Here is a 14018-nt window from a genome sequence, read left to right on the forward strand (position 1 = left end):
GCCGCGTCTAAGATGATTAAATTCCTATCCGACAAATGAGAACAATGCAAGAACAAAATGCGCAATTGCATTCACCCGCGCCACATGTCCGCATGGGTCGCGGCGGCATTTTTGTCTGCGCATAAGCTCTACCTAAACCTTCCGGTTTAAGGGGGTTATGCGCTGGCAATAAATTGTGCGGCGCTTTATAAATGGGCAATGTTGACAGTTATCATTGAATGCCAGGACCAGGAACCTGAGCTGGCGCAGACATTGGCGGCATTGGTCGCGGGCGCGATCGAAGGGCTCGTATGCGACGTCGTCGTGCTCGATCATGGCTCGCGTGACGGCACCTCGCACGTCGCCGACGCTGCCGGCTGCCGTTTCTATTCACAATGGGATATCAAAGACATATTGAGTTCGGCGCGGGGCGAATGGTTACTTTTCGTCGAGCCCGGCGCGCGTCCGCAGGCCGGCTGGATCGATGAGATCGCCGAATATGTCTCGCTCAACAAAGTGCCTGCGCGGTTCACTGCCTCGCGCGGCTATCGCCGCCCTTTGCTGCAGCGCATCGGCCGCCGTCTGCCGCCGCTGGAATTGGGCTTGCTCCTCTCCAAAGGCCAAGCCATCGCCGTCGCAAAAACCGGCATGAGGCTTGCCGAGTTCGCCAAGGGCCAGAAGAGCCGCCAACTGTCCAGCGAACTGATTCCCTCCTGGGTCGCGCGGGCGGCCCGGTAGCCCGGCTCCGTGATCGACCCAGATTCCATTTGAAAATAAGATAATAGATGTCATAATTTTGATGTGGCGGCACCTCTCGCGTGTCGCGTCGGGCGGCCGACCATGAAGATGCCGGTATGCGGCAGAGCAGGTCAGCAGAACTCTCCTCTTCTGCCGGATTTCCGGCGAAAGGAGGTGCGTCATGGGACGCACGATGTTCTACCGCCTCATCGGAACGGCCCTTGTGGCAACGGCAATCCTTCATCCGGGCTCAGCAGCTTCGCAGGCGATGCTCGCTTGTGCCCAGCGTGTCGAAATTGTCGCTTTCCTTGATGCGCGCTATTCCGAAAAGCTCTCGGCCGTTGGTCAGCTTGACCCGAAGAGGATCATCGAAATCTTTGCCGCCGAAAGTGGCAGTTGGACAATGATGATCACCGATGTCTCTGGCCGGAGTTGCGTAATCCTCAGCGGTCAGAATTGGGAATCAATTCCTGTTTTGCCGGGATCGAAGGCATAGGGATTGGGAAAGGCCGAGGAATATTCCTCAAATAATGCGCCAATCTTATTTTGAGCCGGCGCCACGCTTCAAATGCTCGTCGAGCCGCGGCATGATCTCCACGAAATTGCAGGGCATGTGTCGGTAATCGAGCTGCGCCTTCAGGATACCGTCCCAGGCATCCTTGCAGGCGCCCGGAGAGCCCGGCAGCACGAAAATGAAGGTGGCGTTGGCGACACCGCCGGTTACCCGCGACTGGATCGTCGCCGTGCCGATCTTGTCGTAGGAGATGCGATGGAACACCTCGGAAAACCCGTCCATCCGCTTTTCGAACAGGGGTTCCAGCGCTTCGGGTGTGATGTCGCGGCCAGTAAAGCCGGTCCCGCCGGTGGTGATGACGACGTCGATGGTTTCGTCGCGTGTCCAGGCTTCCACCTGGCTTCGGATACGCTCCTTGTCGTCGGGAACGATGGCGCGGGCAGCCAGCCTATGGCCGGCTTCGGCGATGCGGCCAACCAATGTGTCGCCGGATTTGTCATCGGCGAGCGTGCGCGTATCGGAAACTGTCAGCACCGCGATACCGACCGGGATGAAGGGCCTTGCTTCGCTTGAACCGGCCATCATGTTTCTCCCTTTATCGTTTCTGTCGCCTGGAAATACCAGTCTGGCCTTATGCTGTGAAGCGATGCCGCTGCCGCCGTCGCCTGCTCGAGATGATCGAACAGGCCAAAGCAGGTTGCGCCTGAACCGGACATACGCGTGGTGAGCGCGCCTTGGCTCTCGATCAATTGCGAGAGCGTGGCGATCTCGTTACAGAGCATCCGCGCCGGCGGCTCCAGATCATTGCGTAGCCTCTTGATCGCCCCAATCCATTGTGCGTGGTCGTTTGGCGCCTGCGAGGGAAGCGCGAGCGGCGGATTGTCCTTCCGAGCGAGTAGGCGAAACACCTCCGGTGTCGAAACGCCGACGAGGGGATTGCCGAGCACCATGGCGAAAGACGGAAAGTCCGGCAGCAGTTCGATCGTTTCGCCGATGCCGCGTGCGATCAGCGGCCGGCTAACGAGGCACATTGGCACATCGGCACCGAGCTTCAGGGCAATCGTCATCACCGTGTCTGAGGGCACGGTGAGCGCCCACAGCTGCGTCAGCCCGCGCAGGGTCGCTGCCGCATCTGCCGAACCGCCGCCGATACCGGAGGCGATGGGTAGGTTTTTTTCGAGATGGATATGCACCGGCGGTGCCTCGAAACCGGCGGCATGAGCCGCCTGTCGTAAGAGATCGCGCGCCTTCAGTACCAGATTGCCGCCGGCATCTGCCTCGGCAAGAAGAGGGGAGAAGCTCCCGGAAAGGCTGAGTTCGTCGTACTCACTCACCCGAAAACCAAGGCGATCGCCGTGCCGCGCAAAGGTTACCAGCATGTCGAGCAGGTGGTACCCGTCGGCGCGTCGTCCCGTCACATGGAGGGCCAGATTGATCTTGGCGGGTGCTTCCTCCGTGAAGTCGAAATCACCCGCAGCTAAGATCACGGTCATCGAAAGTCTTAGGACTTCTTGTCGGCCGGCGGCGGCGTTGTTGTGTCTGGCGACGGCGTTACCGCCGGAGCCGGATCAGGCTGCTTGGTCTTGTCGACCGTCCTTGGGTCGGTGTCGAGCGCCGGCAGACCGTTGGCGATCTTGTCCTTGATCTTCGGAATATCCGCATCCTCTGGCTTCGATGCCAGCGCACGGTTCCACTGGTAGACAGCTTCCAGCTTGCGGTTGACACGCCAATAGGCGTCGCCCAGATGGTCGTTGATCGTGGGATCGCCCGCCTTAAGCTGAGCGGCGCGCTCCAGCTCGTTCACCGCGTCGTCGAAGCGGTTGAGACGGAAATAGGCCCAGCCGAGCGAGTCGACGATATAGCCGTCATCCGGCTTCAGATCGACGGCCTTCTTGATCATACCGAGGCCCTGGTCGAGATTCATGTTCATGTCGACCCAGGAATAGCCGAGATAGTTCAGCACCTGCGGCTGGTCGGGGTTCAGTTCCAGCGCCTTCTTGAAGTTCGGCTCAGCCTTGTCCCACTTCTTCAGCCGTTCATAAGCGATGCCGCGCTGGAAGAACACCGCCCAATCGCCACGATTCGGCACGGCGCCGATGACCTCCACGGCCTTGTCGTAGTTGTCGGCCATGCCCCGGAAGTCCTTGGCGTCCGAGAGAACGCTGCCATAGGCGAGATAGCTGCGGATATCGTTCGGATCGGAATCGATCAGCGCCTTCAGATGCTTGCGTGCATCGTCGACCTTGCCGGCCTGGGCAAGCGCGAGGCCGAGCTGCAGCTCGGAAATGCGGGCCATCGGCGAATCATTGGGCACCCTCTTATAGAGGGAGATGGCACGGTCAATCTGCTCCTGCTTTTCCGCAAGTCCCCCGAGCAGAACCAGGGTGTCGGCGCTTCTAGGATCGAGTGTGTTGGCAATCTGCAGATAGAGCGAGACGACATCTTCAGCGCCGTCACGGTTGAGCGCCGCGCCGATGGTAAAGAGCACCGAGGCTGCACCCTGGGCGGTGTCGGTCACCTGCTGGTCCGGCACTTGACCCTTGCCGATGCTGTCGCGCAGCGCGTTCAGCGGTGCGTAATTGTTGACGAGGTTGTCGCCGACCGAAACGGCATCCAACGCCTTCTGCTTGTCGCCGGCTTTGGCTTCAAGCGCTGCAAGTGCCATCACAGCGCGCATGAATGTGTCGGGGGCCGTTGCGCCGCCCGCCTTGTCGAGAATAGCGTCGTTCAGGTGCGAGCGGGCGGACTTCGTATCACCAATGGTGATGGCAATGGCGCCGGCATGGTAGTTCTTGAAGATGTTGAACCAGTCCGGCCCTCTCATCTTGTCGATCATGCCGATCGCTTCTTTGCCATGGCCGGAGCCGGCACGCGCCCAGGCGAGCAGAAGGCTGTTCATCATCCGGTCGAGATCGTTCGGACCATCATATTTGAGAATGTCCTGGGCGGCTTTGTATTCATGCCGGCGGATGGCGTCCATGCCACGTACGATTGTGGTGACGCGTTCGACCGAGGGATCGTTCTTCAGCTCGTTTGCGTATTTCACGCCCTCTTCGAGATTGCCGTTGAGCAGCAGCGAAATCATCAGTCGCTGGCGGATCTCCGGATTGCCCGGTTCGATCATCAGCGCCTTCTTATAGAGCGAGATCGCAGTGTCGTAGTCATGGTCAACATCGGCGGTGCGAGCAGCAAGAAAAGCGCCTGCGAAGGTGTCGACGCCTTCCGCGTCGAAGGTCACTGGAGCACTGGCCTCCGGCGTTGCCGGAGCATCCTCGGCGCGCGCGCTGTTCAGCGCGGACATCGAGAGGATCGCCGCCAGGGCTGCGCCCGAGAGGAAACGAATGGCAAGTCTCTGCCGCATTAGAAAGCCTTTCATCAAGGGATTGCCGGTAAGCGTGCCGGCGGCACAAATCGTTCGTGTCAATGATTCACAACAGGATGGCTTTTTTGAAGCGGTCCTGCAAGAAATTCGGCCGGTTGCGATCAGTTCACGCGTTCGATGCAGAAATCGATCACTTCCATGAGAGCGGATTTCCACGGCGTTTCCGGTAGCGGCGCCAGTGCGTCGCGGGCGATGGTGCCGTAATGAACGGCGCGGGCGATGGTGTCGCTGAGCGCACCATATTTGGTGATCAGACCCAGCGCCTTTTCCAGGTTCTCGTCACTGTTGTTTCCGGCCTCGATGGCGTTGCGCCAGAATGCGCGCTCTTTTTCGGTGCCACGGCGATAGGCGAGAATGACGGGAAGGGTGATCTTGCCTTCGCGAAAATCATCGCCGACATTCTTGCCAAGATCGGCGGCCTTGCCACCGTAATCCAGCGCGTCGTCCACCAACTGGAAGGCGAGGCCGAGATTGGTGCCATAGGACTTCAAGGCGTTGCGCTCGGCCTTGCCGGCATTGGCGACGATCGGGCCGACTTCGGCGGCGGCGGCGAAAAGCGCTGCCGTCTTGGCGCGGATGACGGAGAGATAATCGTCTTCGGTCGTCTCCATGTTCTTGGAGACTGAGAGTTGCAGCACCTCGCCCTCGGCGATGACGCAAGCTGCCGATGACAGCACATCGAGCGCCTCCAGCGAACCGACCTCGACCATCATGCGGAAGGCCTGGCCGAGCAGGAAGTCGCCGACGAGAACGCTTGCCTGATTGCCCCAGATCATGCGGGCCGTGGACTTGCCGCGGCGCAGATCGCTTTCATCCACCACGTCATCGTGCAACAATGTCGCCGTGTGCAGAAATTCGACCGATGTGGCGAGCTTGATGTGGTTGTCACCCTGATAGCCGTAGAGGGCGGCAGAGGAGATGGTCAGCATCGGCCGCAGGCGCTTGCCGCCGGAAGAGATTAGATGCTCGGCAACTTCCGGGATCATCTGCACATCGGAGCCGGCTTTCGACAGGATCAGCTGGTTGACGCGTTCCATATCCGCCTTGGTCAGGTCCACCAATGGCTTGATGGATGCCAGTTTATTCTTGCTTTCTTCAAGCGGTATCACGACGCCCAACGATCCGGACTCCTGTTCATTTTCTGCAAAGCACCATAAGAAGGGGCGAAAGAGGCGGCAAGAGGCGATTTGTCTCGTCTCGCAAATTTGACAGGAAACACAAGGCTTATGCACGAGTTGATCCGCACCAATGATCCAGTTCTCCTCTCCTTCGCCGAGAGCCTGATGAAGGACGCCGGGATTCATTGTTTCATCGCGGATCAAGCCATGAGCATTCTCGAAGGCTCGCTCGGCATGCTGCCGCGCCGTTTTCTGGTCGAGGACGAACGTGCCGATCAGGCCCGGCGCATTCTCATCGACGCCGGCCTCGGCGACGAGTTGCGCCCGGTGCGCGGCTGAGGTCCGCTATGGCCGACGACCTTTCCGAAACCATCGATGCCTTCCATCGCGGCGCTTTCCATATCGTCCAGCCGAAGGGCAGGGGCCATCGCTCCGGCATGGACGCCATGTTGCTCGCAGCGCTGGTGGCCGATGATCGCAACATCAGAGTGGCCGACCTCGGCGCCGGCGCGGGGGCGGCCGGCATGGCTGTGGCCTCCCGGCTGGAGCAGGCAACGGTGGTGCTCTTCGAGCGCTCGACGGTAATGGCGGAGTTTGCCCGCAAGAGCCTGGCACTCTCGGAAAATGCCCGCTTCGCCGGCCGTGTCGCTGTTGTCGAAGCCGATGTGACCCTGACCGCGAAGGCCCGCAACAATGCCGGTCTCATCGATGACAGCTTTCATCATGTCATCATGAACCCGCCTTTCAACGATGCCAGCGACCGGTTGACGCCGGATGCGTTAAAAGCGCAAGCGCACGCCATGACCGACGGCCTGTTCGAAAGCTGGGTGCGGACAGCAGGCGCGATCATGATCCCCGGCGGGCAACTGTCGCTAATCGCCCGGCCGCAATCGATCGGCGAGCTCATCGCCGCCTGCGGCCGCCGTTTCGGCGGCATCGAGATCACGCCCATCCATCCACGCGAGGATGAAAATGCCGTTCGCATCCTGGTGACGGCGATCAAAGGCTCACGGGCAAGGCTGGCGCTTCGGGCGCCGCTGATCATGCATGGTGAGGGGACGCACAAATTCTCCGACTTTGTCGATGACCTCAACAATGGCCGCGCCGCTTATTCCCGGAAGTAACGCAAGCAAAATCGGGAAATGCCTCAAAATGCGTCGAAGATCAGCTTGATGTTCAAAACGGCGATGGTGAGAGCGATGATATAGGCAATGGTGCTCAGCCAGCGCGGCGCGACCAGCTCGCCCATCTTGGTCTTGTCCGCGGTGAACATGACCAGCGGGAAGACGGCGAAGGAGAGCTGCAGGCTGAGCACGACCTGGGTCAGGATCAGCAATTCCGCCGTACCCGAATCGCCGAACCAGATGGTGACAATCCCCGCGGGCATGATCGCCAGACCGCGCGTCACAAGGCGGCGCAGCCAGGGTTTTACCTTCAGCCGCAGAAAACCTTCCATGACGATCTGCCCGGCAAGCGTCGCCGTCACCGTCGAGTTGAGGCCGCAACAGAGAAGCGCGATCCCGAACAGCGTCGGCGCGATCGCCAGGCCGAGAAGAGGCGCCAGCAACGATTCCGCCTGGGCGAGCTCCACCACATCGGTATGGCCGTGCGCGTGAAACGCCGCCCCGGCGAGAATGAGGATGGAGGCGTTTATGAGCAGCGCAAAGGTCAGTGCCACGGTCGAATCGATCGTGGCAAAGGTCAGCGCCTCCTTCTTTTCGGTCAGCGTATGACCGAAGGCACGTGTCTGCACGATGCCGGAATGCAGATAGAGATTGTGTGGCATGACTGTCGCGCCAAGGATGCCGAGCGCGAGATAGAGCATGTTCGGATCCCTGACGATCTCGGTCGTCGGGAAAAAGCCCTTGATGACCTCGCCCCAATTGGGATCGGCGAGGAAGACCTGAATGCCGAAACAGAAGGCGATGACGCCGAGCAGGGTGATGATCAGCGCTTCCACCCAGCGAAAGCCCAGGCGCTGCAGGAAAAGGATCAGAAACACGTCGAATGCGGTGACCAGCACCCCGAATTCGAGCGGCAGTCCGAAGACGAGATTGAGGCCGATGGCAGTACCGACGACTTCTGCGATATCCGTCGCGATGATGGCGATTTCCGCCATCGCCCAGAGCGGCACCGAGACGAAGCGCGGAAAGGCATCTCGGCATGCTTGCGCCAGATCGCGGCCGGTGGCGATCGCCAGGCGCGCGCAGAGCGCCTGCAGCACCACGGCCATGATGTTGGACAACAGCGCGACAGTCAGCAGCGCATAGCCGAACCTCGATCCGCCCGCCAGCGAGGTCGCCCAGTTGCCGGGGTCCATATAGCCGACAGCGACGAGATAGCCAGGACCGGCGAAGGCGGCGATGCGGCGCAGTGTTGAGCCGCCTTTGGCGGTTTCGACTGAGCGGTAGACATCGGAAAGAGTGCCCTCTTGCCGGTCGTGACGCCAGCCCGCATCGGGCTTGGGTTTCATAACATCCATGGGGATTCCGCAGGCTTCGATCCTGCGAGAGGTAAGCTGTTTAGAATGACAATGCAATTCATTCGCAACAAGAAAAACCATTCCCGACCACGTTCGCATCGGCTGTGGCTTTCCTGCAATGCGCAATAGGGGAGAGAAATAGGCGATAACGAATTTGCCCGATATCAGACGAACAGGCTTCCATTCCGTTGAAGGAAAGATTGTCGGAACGTTTTTTCATATTGAACGTTATTTCTGGTCATTCTGTCCGAATTCTCACCCGAGAGCCGAAATGCGGGTGAGCACCGGAGATGATCAAGATGAATCTCGCCACGAATATAATGCCGATGATGAAATCGATGATGGGTGGCATGATGAATCCGACGATGAGCGGAAAACGGCCTGATCCGTAGGGCAGCCGCAACCCGGAATAACAAGCAGACCTCCATCTGCCTCTGGCCGCCCGCAAGGGCGGCCCTTTTTTTGTTCGCTGACGCCTTAGCCGCGGACTTCCCCCGACATAAATGCGGAATTTGATAACAGAAGCCAGGCATGGCAACGGCGTTCATCGCAGCGTTGCAACCCGTAGCGGCCGCTGCGGGATATCTACGACCTCTACAACGCGCCACCGTGAGCGCGGCACGTAGATTGCTCCGGCCGTTGCGCAGGACCAGTCACCGAACAAGGAACCCAAGCATGGCTGCGTTTGCCAGATCGATGAAGAACGCAGAGACGAGCGGCAGAATGATGAATGCGATGGTTGCTGCCCCATGAGTTTTGGTTACCGCCGTCATATTGGCGATTGCCGTCGGGGTCGCTCCAAGCGAGATACCAAAGAAGCCTGCAGAAATCACCGCCGCATCATACGTACGGCCCATCGCGGGGAACACAACGAACAGGACGTAAACCACGACCGCAACCGTCTGCACGACGAGGACGATCACAAGCGCAGCGCCGAGTCCGCTGAGAGCCCACAACTGCATGCTCATCAGCGACATTGCGAGAAAGACATTCAACGAGAGATCGGAGATGAGCGAGAGCGCTCGCGTGCGCGTCGGCCAAGGGAGGCGCGGTGCGAGCAGCGGAATGGTGTTCGTCATCACAATCGCGACCAGCAAGCAGACGACGAACAGCGGAAGATTGACGCCAGCCTCCACGATGATCTCATGCAAGGCGTACCCGATGAGAATGGCGATATTGGTCACCAGCAAGGCTCGCAGCAGACTGACATAGCTGACATCATCTTCGTGACTGCTTTCTGCAGCGCGCGACACACCGATCACCAACTCTTCGGTGGTGGGTCCGCTCAGTCCATAGCGTTTGATCAGGAATTGCGCAGTTGGTCCGCCGATGAGGCTGGCGATAACAAGACCAAGTGTTGCACTCGCGATGCCGATTTCAAGCGCATTCGTCAGTCCGAAACGACTGGTGATAATCGGTGCCCAGGCAATCGTTGTGCCGTGACCGCCGATTAGCGACGTCGAGCCAAGCAAGATTGCCATACCATCGGGGAGACCGAGCGTGTCGCTGACTCCGATTGCGATTGCGTTCTGGATGACGAGAAATACAAGCGTGACGCCCAATAGGATAAGAAATGGCTTGCCTCCCGCCACAAGGTCGGAGAGCCTGGCGTTGAGACCGACCCCGGTGAAGAAGTAGAGAAGAAGCATGTCGCGTGCGGCGAGTGTAAAATTGATCTCCAAACCGAAGAATTCGTAGGCGACCAGCGTTATCAAGGCGGCAAGCAGGCCACCTGTCACCGCTTCAGGTATGCTCCACCGCGCAAGGACGGGAATGAAACGGTTGAGGTTCGCACCAGCGAAGAACACGAGGATCGCAATGGTGAACGATTGCAATCCTGGGACCTGCACTACCGACATGGACCACCTTCACCTTGGTTGCAGCCGAACCCGCCTCAGTTCGTCACTTTGACATGCGCCAGACGAATAGACGAGCGGAAAGAGCTTCGCCACTCTCGTTCAAAAGGATTAAATCGACACGCAACTGAATGTGGCATCCTAGATCACCTGTTTACCGACCCACATCTCATGAACCTGGAGAGCAGAACGCTCTGAATAGGGGGAGGATGAATTCCAGATGATGCACGGATGCGACTAACAGACCTTATGTGGTAATGGTCATCCATGCCTTCGATGCCGCTGCCATTCGTCGTTTCCCTTGTTCTCTGCCTTATCCTGGTGCGGATGATCCGGCAGGAAGAGCGAAAGCTCGGACTATTTCCGCTGCTCGTCGCTACCCTCGCCATTCAAGCGGTTTTGCTGGGATTGAATTGGAACATCGGTTGGTATCCGGCGCGCCTTATCCAGCCGATCGTCGCGGCGCTCCTGCCGGCGCTCTCCTTTGCGGCCTTCGATCAGCTTCGTCGCAATAATGTCGCGAAGTTTTCAGACCTGTGGCTGCACCTGATACCGGCGAGCCTTGTCGCAGCTCTTGTCGCCTTCTGGCGCGGGCCAATCGATCTCGTTCTTTTTGCGATTTGCCTCGGATACGGCCTTGCCCTCCTGCGGGTGGCGCGGCAGGGGCCAAGTGCACTTGCCGCTGTGCGCGTCAACGATGAGTGGACCGCGCATAAAGCGCTCGTCGCGGTGGCGGTTTTGCTTGTTGTGACGGCCTTCATCGACGCAACAATATCGCTCGATCTTTCTCTGGGCGAAGGTCAGCAGGCCCGAACGCTGCTGATCGTTGCAAATGTCCTGTGGCTGGCGGTTGCCGGTTATGCCGCTACGATTGCGTACGATGCCCGTCCCGATACGGAATCCAACGCCATTGAGGCGAATTTTGCTTTCCCTTCCACTGAGCCCCTCTCTCGCGTTTCCTCTTCAGGCACCGAAGAGGACACAGCCATAGTAAGCCGGATTGATGGCCTAATGAGAGAACAGCATCTCTATCGTGATCCGGACCTGACACTGGAACGCCTTGCGCGACGCGCCGGGATACCGGCGCGTCAGATTTCTGGCGCTCTAAATCGAATCTATGGCCGCAACGTTTCCCAGATTGTGAATGAGTATCGAGTCAGCGATGCCAAGCGGCGACTGGTCACAACACGCGATCCGGTAACAATCATCATGCTGGAATCGGGTTTTGGCACGAAGTCGAACTTCAATCGCGAATTCCTGCGCGTGACGAGCATGACCCCGAGTAACTATCGCCGCCTCGGAGGCGACGCAGATACTGCCACTGAGGTGCAGACTGGCGCGTCCGCCTCGTAACCCTTCGCCTTGGTGGAGAGCTCATCGCACGAAACGATCTGGATCACGATCTCGGACGTCCAAGATCGCGTTCGAGGGCGATTCGGCCTGTTTTTCCGTCAATCTTGAGCCTGGGCATACGCTATCCCGGTCGGCCATCAATCCGAATGCGGCAGGGGATCGACGGTATGTTGAGGATAAGGGCCACAAGAGGAAAACAATGAAATTATTGATGAAAATTGCGCTCATGCTTTGCGCCATCGTGATAATGCAGCAATCAGCCTTTGCTGGCGAAAATGTCGGTGTGCGCCAGATTGCGGCTCCCTCCAGAGAGCGGGGCTACGATCTCGCCGTGACTGTTTGGTACCCGGCGGAGTCGGGTGGTAAGCCTGTCTCGCTTGGCGAGAACGTCTTTTTTGTGGGGACGCTCGCCATGCTCGACGCCCCAATCTCAGATCGAAAATTCCCCCTGATATTGCTTTCCCATGGGGCTGGTCTGGCAGGAAACGCACAAGCCTTAAGCTGGATTGCTGTGCCTCTGGCAAAACAGGGCTTCATCGTTGCTGCTCCAACCCACCCCGGAAATACAGGTGCAAACCGATCTGCAGCAGAAACGATGAAGCTTTGGTTGCGGCCGTCGGATATCACCGAGACCCTGAGTGCAATAGGCGAAAACGATCTATTCAAGGAACATCTTGATTTGAACAAGGTGGGGATGCTCGGGCTTTCGATGGGCGGCAGCACGGCACTAGCAATAGCGGGCGCTCGCATCGACCCTAAGCGCTTGGCGAGCTATTGCGATACGGACGCACTCAACCCTTCGCTTTGTGGTTGGGTGAGGCAAAGCGGCGTCGATTTACACGCCATGGATTTGACGTTGGCCGGTCGCGATAATGAAGATACGCGTATCCGATTTGCCGTGGCGATTGATCCTGGACCCGTTGATGTCTTCGAATTCAATACCTTTTCCAGAATTTCGATCCCGGTTGATCTCGTAAATCTAGGTCAACCCCGAAAAATCCCTCTGACCGTGCAGGCTGCCAAAATTGCGGAAGCCATTCCAAACGCGACATATTCCACGATCGAAGATGCGAGCCACTTTAGCATGTTTGCCGAATGCAAGCCCGGTGCAGCCGAGATTGCCGAATCTGAAAAGATAGGTGATCCGATCTGCTCGGATGGTGGAGGACGCTCACGTAACGAAATCCACGCGCAGCTGATCGATATGGTCGTTACCGCTTTCGGTCGGGCGCTGAAACCAAGCCCCTAAGTTGGCGTGCGAAGTCGCCTTTCGCGAAAATCCAATCTTCGGGAGGAAATCGGCGAAACCGTATGTAATGACAAGGCGGCTTCAGGCGGTATGTCCTCATCCTCTCGGCATGTTGATGAAAAACTACGCCGGCTGAAGGAATCCGGGCGCGAAATACGATGATTGATGTTGCGTTTGCCGTTTCCATGCATACATCACCTGCAGCAAACATCATGAATCAGGATCGACGAATGGCTGGATTTTTCAGGCGCATGCTTCCGAAGCGGTTTCGCAAGGATCGAGTGGTTGTACCTGTCGTCCGGCTGAGCGGGGTCATCGCGTCCGGCGGCGGTCCTCTCCGGCAGTCGCTGAACCTAGCGGGTGTCGCCCTGGCGCTGGAAAGGGCCTTCAGCGTGAAGGCTGCCCCGGCCGTTGCCATCGTTGTCAATTCGCCTGGCGGTTCACCGGTGCAGTCCCGGATGATCTATAATCGCATCCGCGATCTTGCCCGCGAAAAAGAGAAGAAGGTGCTGGTCTTCGTCGAGGATGTCGCCGCGTCAGGCGGCTATATGATCGCTCTCGCCGGCGATGAGATCATTGCCGATGCCTCCTCCATTGTCGGTTCCATCGGCGTCGTCTCCGGCGGGTTCGGTTTTCCGGAGCTATTGAAGAAGCTCGGGGTCGAGCGCCGCGTCTATACTGCCGGCGAAAACAAGGTGATCCTCGATCCGTTCCAGCCGGAGAAGGAAAAGGACATCGAATATCTGAAGAGCCTGCAACTGGAGATCCACAAGGTTTTCATCGACATGGTGCGCGAGCGCCGGGCAGGTAAACTGGCCGCGGACGAGGACGTGTTTTCCGGCCTCTTCTGGACCGGCGGGCGCGGCCTGGAACTCGGCTTGATCGACGGGCTCGGCGATATGCGCCAGGAACTGAGGAAGCGTTTCGGCGACAAGGTCAAGCTCGAGCTGGTTACCACACCACGCAGCCTCTTCGGCCGCCGTGCGCCCGGCATTTCCCTTTCAAGCATGGACAGCATCGGCGCCGGCCTTGCCTCCGGACTTGCGGAAGTGGCAGAGGAAAAGGCATTGTGGGGGCGGTACGGATTGTAACCGGGAGTGCTGCGAGATGCCGCAGATCATCTTCTTCCTCGTCGCCGTCGGCGGTATTTGGTTTCTCTATCGACGCTTCGTGCGCGATGCCCAAAAACTCACGGAGAAATCCCGCCGTGCCGAAAGTGAACGGCGCACCGGCGCCATTGGTACGCTGGTAAAGGATCCGAAGACAGGGGAGTATCGGGTGAAGCGGGATGACGAATAGCGTCTGATAGAGGGTGGAAACGGGAAATGGTGACAGCGACGGCTTGCA

At 58.7% G+C, this 14018-nt stretch carries 15 protein-coding genes; 9 read left to right on the plus strand and 6 right to left on the minus strand.

Annotation, left to right across the window (positions count from 1 at the left end; all coding sequences use genetic code 11):
* Positions 1-198 precede the first annotated feature (198 nt).
* Complete coding sequence (locus tag CCGE525_RS05135) at positions 199-717, plus strand: glycosyltransferase family protein (RefSeq protein WP_120703344.1); 519 nt, start codon at positions 199-201, stop codon at positions 715-717.
* 181 nt (positions 718-898) lie between these two features.
* Positions 899-1213 (plus strand): hypothetical protein, encoded by a 315-nt coding sequence (locus CCGE525_RS05140; RefSeq protein ID WP_120703345.1) that lies wholly within the window; start codon positions 899-901, stop codon positions 1211-1213.
* A gap of 45 nt (positions 1214-1258) precedes the next feature.
* On the opposite strand, the gene moaB is transcribed toward CCGE525_RS05140, so the two are convergent.
* From moaB to CCGE525_RS05160, 4 genes are all read right to left on the minus strand, one after another.
* Positions 1259-1813, minus strand: coding sequence for a molybdenum cofactor biosynthesis protein B (moaB, locus tag CCGE525_RS05145; RefSeq protein WP_120703346.1), 555 nt, complete (start codon positions 1811-1813; stop codon positions 1259-1261).
* Positions 1813-2724 (minus strand): 4-(cytidine 5'-diphospho)-2-C-methyl-D-erythritol kinase, encoded by a 912-nt coding sequence (locus CCGE525_RS05150; protein ID WP_120703347.1) that lies wholly within the window; start codon positions 2722-2724, stop codon positions 1813-1815. Before CCGE525_RS05150 ends, moaB begins: the two co-directional genes overlap by 1 nt.
* A gap of 8 nt (positions 2725-2732) precedes the next feature.
* Positions 2733-4592 (minus strand): tetratricopeptide repeat protein, encoded by a 1860-nt coding sequence (locus tag CCGE525_RS05155; protein WP_120703348.1) that lies wholly within the window; start codon positions 4590-4592, stop codon positions 2733-2735.
* Positions 4593-4714: 122 nt separating this feature from the next.
* Positions 4715-5731 (minus strand): polyprenyl synthetase family protein, encoded by a 1017-nt coding sequence (locus tag CCGE525_RS05160; RefSeq protein WP_120703349.1) that lies wholly within the window; start codon positions 5729-5731, stop codon positions 4715-4717.
* A gap of 108 nt (positions 5732-5839) precedes the next feature.
* Here CCGE525_RS05160 and CCGE525_RS05165 point away from each other — a divergent pair, with 108 nt between their 5' ends.
* A complete protein-coding gene (locus tag CCGE525_RS05165) occupies positions 5840-6070 on the plus strand; it encodes a putative signal transducing protein (RefSeq protein WP_120703350.1) in 231 nt (76 codons plus the stop codon).
* A gap of 8 nt (positions 6071-6078) precedes the next feature.
* The gene (locus CCGE525_RS05170) at positions 6079-6855 is read left to right on the plus strand and encodes a tRNA1(Val) (adenine(37)-N6)-methyltransferase (RefSeq protein WP_120703351.1); all 777 of its coding nucleotides are present in this window, start codon (positions 6079-6081) and stop codon (positions 6853-6855) included.
* A gap of 23 nt (positions 6856-6878) precedes the next feature.
* Here CCGE525_RS05170 and CCGE525_RS05175 read toward each other — a convergent pair whose 3' ends face one another.
* Positions 6879-8213 carry an Nramp family divalent metal transporter gene (locus CCGE525_RS05175; RefSeq protein WP_120703352.1) on the minus strand — a complete coding sequence of 445 codons (1335 nt, stop codon included), beginning with the start codon at positions 8211-8213 and terminating at the stop codon, positions 6879-6881.
* A 154-nt stretch (positions 8214-8367) separates the two neighbouring features.
* Between CCGE525_RS05175 and CCGE525_RS38225 the strand changes: the two genes are divergently transcribed.
* Complete coding sequence (locus CCGE525_RS38225) at positions 8368-8598, plus strand: hypothetical protein (RefSeq protein WP_162950129.1); 231 nt, start codon at positions 8368-8370, stop codon at positions 8596-8598.
* 268 nt (positions 8599-8866) lie between these two features.
* Here the strand turns inward: CCGE525_RS38225 and gltS are convergent, their stop codons facing one another.
* On the minus strand, positions 8867-10072 hold the full coding sequence (gene gltS / locus CCGE525_RS05180) for a sodium/glutamate symporter (RefSeq protein ID WP_120703353.1): 1206 nt from the start codon (positions 10070-10072) through the stop codon (positions 8867-8869).
* Between the two features lie 264 nt (positions 10073-10336).
* Here gltS and CCGE525_RS05185 point away from each other — a divergent pair, with 264 nt between their 5' ends.
* From CCGE525_RS05185 to CCGE525_RS05200, 4 genes are all read left to right on the plus strand, one after another.
* Positions 10337-11422 carry a helix-turn-helix domain-containing protein gene (locus tag CCGE525_RS05185; protein ID WP_120703354.1) on the plus strand — a complete coding sequence of 362 codons (1086 nt, stop codon included), beginning with the start codon at positions 10337-10339 and terminating at the stop codon, positions 11420-11422.
* 199 nt (positions 11423-11621) lie between these two features.
* Positions 11622-12671 (plus strand): alpha/beta hydrolase family protein, encoded by a 1050-nt coding sequence (locus tag CCGE525_RS05190; protein WP_120703355.1) that lies wholly within the window; start codon positions 11622-11624, stop codon positions 12669-12671.
* Between the two features lie 230 nt (positions 12672-12901).
* Positions 12902-13762 carry a S49 family peptidase gene (locus CCGE525_RS05195; protein WP_120706262.1) on the plus strand — a complete coding sequence of 287 codons (861 nt, stop codon included), beginning with the start codon at positions 12902-12904 and terminating at the stop codon, positions 13760-13762.
* Between the two features lie 16 nt (positions 13763-13778).
* Complete coding sequence (locus CCGE525_RS05200; RefSeq protein ID WP_120703356.1) at positions 13779-13970, plus strand: NfeD family protein; 192 nt, start codon at positions 13779-13781, stop codon at positions 13968-13970.
* Positions 13971-14018: the final 48 nt, after the last annotated feature.

The sequence above is a fragment of the Rhizobium jaguaris genome (assembly GCF_003627755.1).
Classification (GTDB): Bacteria; Pseudomonadota; Alphaproteobacteria; order Rhizobiales; family Rhizobiaceae; genus Rhizobium; species Rhizobium jaguaris.

What these genes read in the sequence shown, in the direction of transcription:
- CCGE525_RS05135 (WP_120703344.1), top strand. Translation starts at nt 199, where the DNA reads ATGTTGACAGTTATCATTGAATGCCAGGACCAGGAACCTGAGCTGGCG.
- CCGE525_RS05140 (WP_120703345.1), top strand. Translation starts at nt 899, where the DNA reads ATGGGACGCACGATGTTCTACCGCCTCATCGGAACGGCCCTTGTGGCA.
- moaB (WP_120703346.1), bottom strand. Translation starts at nt 1,813, where the DNA reads ATGGCCGGTTCAAGCGAAGCAAGGCCCTTCATCCCGGTCGGTATCGCG.
- CCGE525_RS05150 (WP_120703347.1), bottom strand. Translation starts at nt 2,724, where the DNA reads ATGACCGTGATCTTAGCTGCGGGTGATTTCGACTTCACGGAGGAAGCA.
- CCGE525_RS05155 (WP_120703348.1), bottom strand. Translation starts at nt 4,592, where the DNA reads ATGCGGCAGAGACTTGCCATTCGTTTCCTCTCGGGCGCAGCCCTGGCG.
- CCGE525_RS05165 (WP_120703350.1), top strand. Translation starts at nt 5,840, where the DNA reads ATGCACGAGTTGATCCGCACCAATGATCCAGTTCTCCTCTCCTTCGCC.
- CCGE525_RS05170 (WP_120703351.1), top strand. Translation starts at nt 6,079, where the DNA reads ATGGCCGACGACCTTTCCGAAACCATCGATGCCTTCCATCGCGGCGCT.
- CCGE525_RS05175 (WP_120703352.1), bottom strand. Translation starts at nt 8,213, where the DNA reads ATGGATGTTATGAAACCCAAGCCCGATGCGGGCTGGCGTCACGACCGG.
- gltS (WP_120703353.1), bottom strand. Translation starts at nt 10,072, where the DNA reads ATGTCGGTAGTGCAGGTCCCAGGATTGCAATCGTTCACCATTGCGATC.
- CCGE525_RS05185 (WP_120703354.1), top strand. Translation starts at nt 10,337, where the DNA reads ATGCCTTCGATGCCGCTGCCATTCGTCGTTTCCCTTGTTCTCTGCCTT.
- CCGE525_RS05190 (WP_120703355.1), top strand. Translation starts at nt 11,622, where the DNA reads ATGAAATTATTGATGAAAATTGCGCTCATGCTTTGCGCCATCGTGATA.
- CCGE525_RS05195 (WP_120706262.1), top strand. Translation starts at nt 12,902, where the DNA reads ATGGCTGGATTTTTCAGGCGCATGCTTCCGAAGCGGTTTCGCAAGGAT.
- CCGE525_RS05200 (WP_120703356.1), top strand. Translation starts at nt 13,779, where the DNA reads ATGCCGCAGATCATCTTCTTCCTCGTCGCCGTCGGCGGTATTTGGTTT.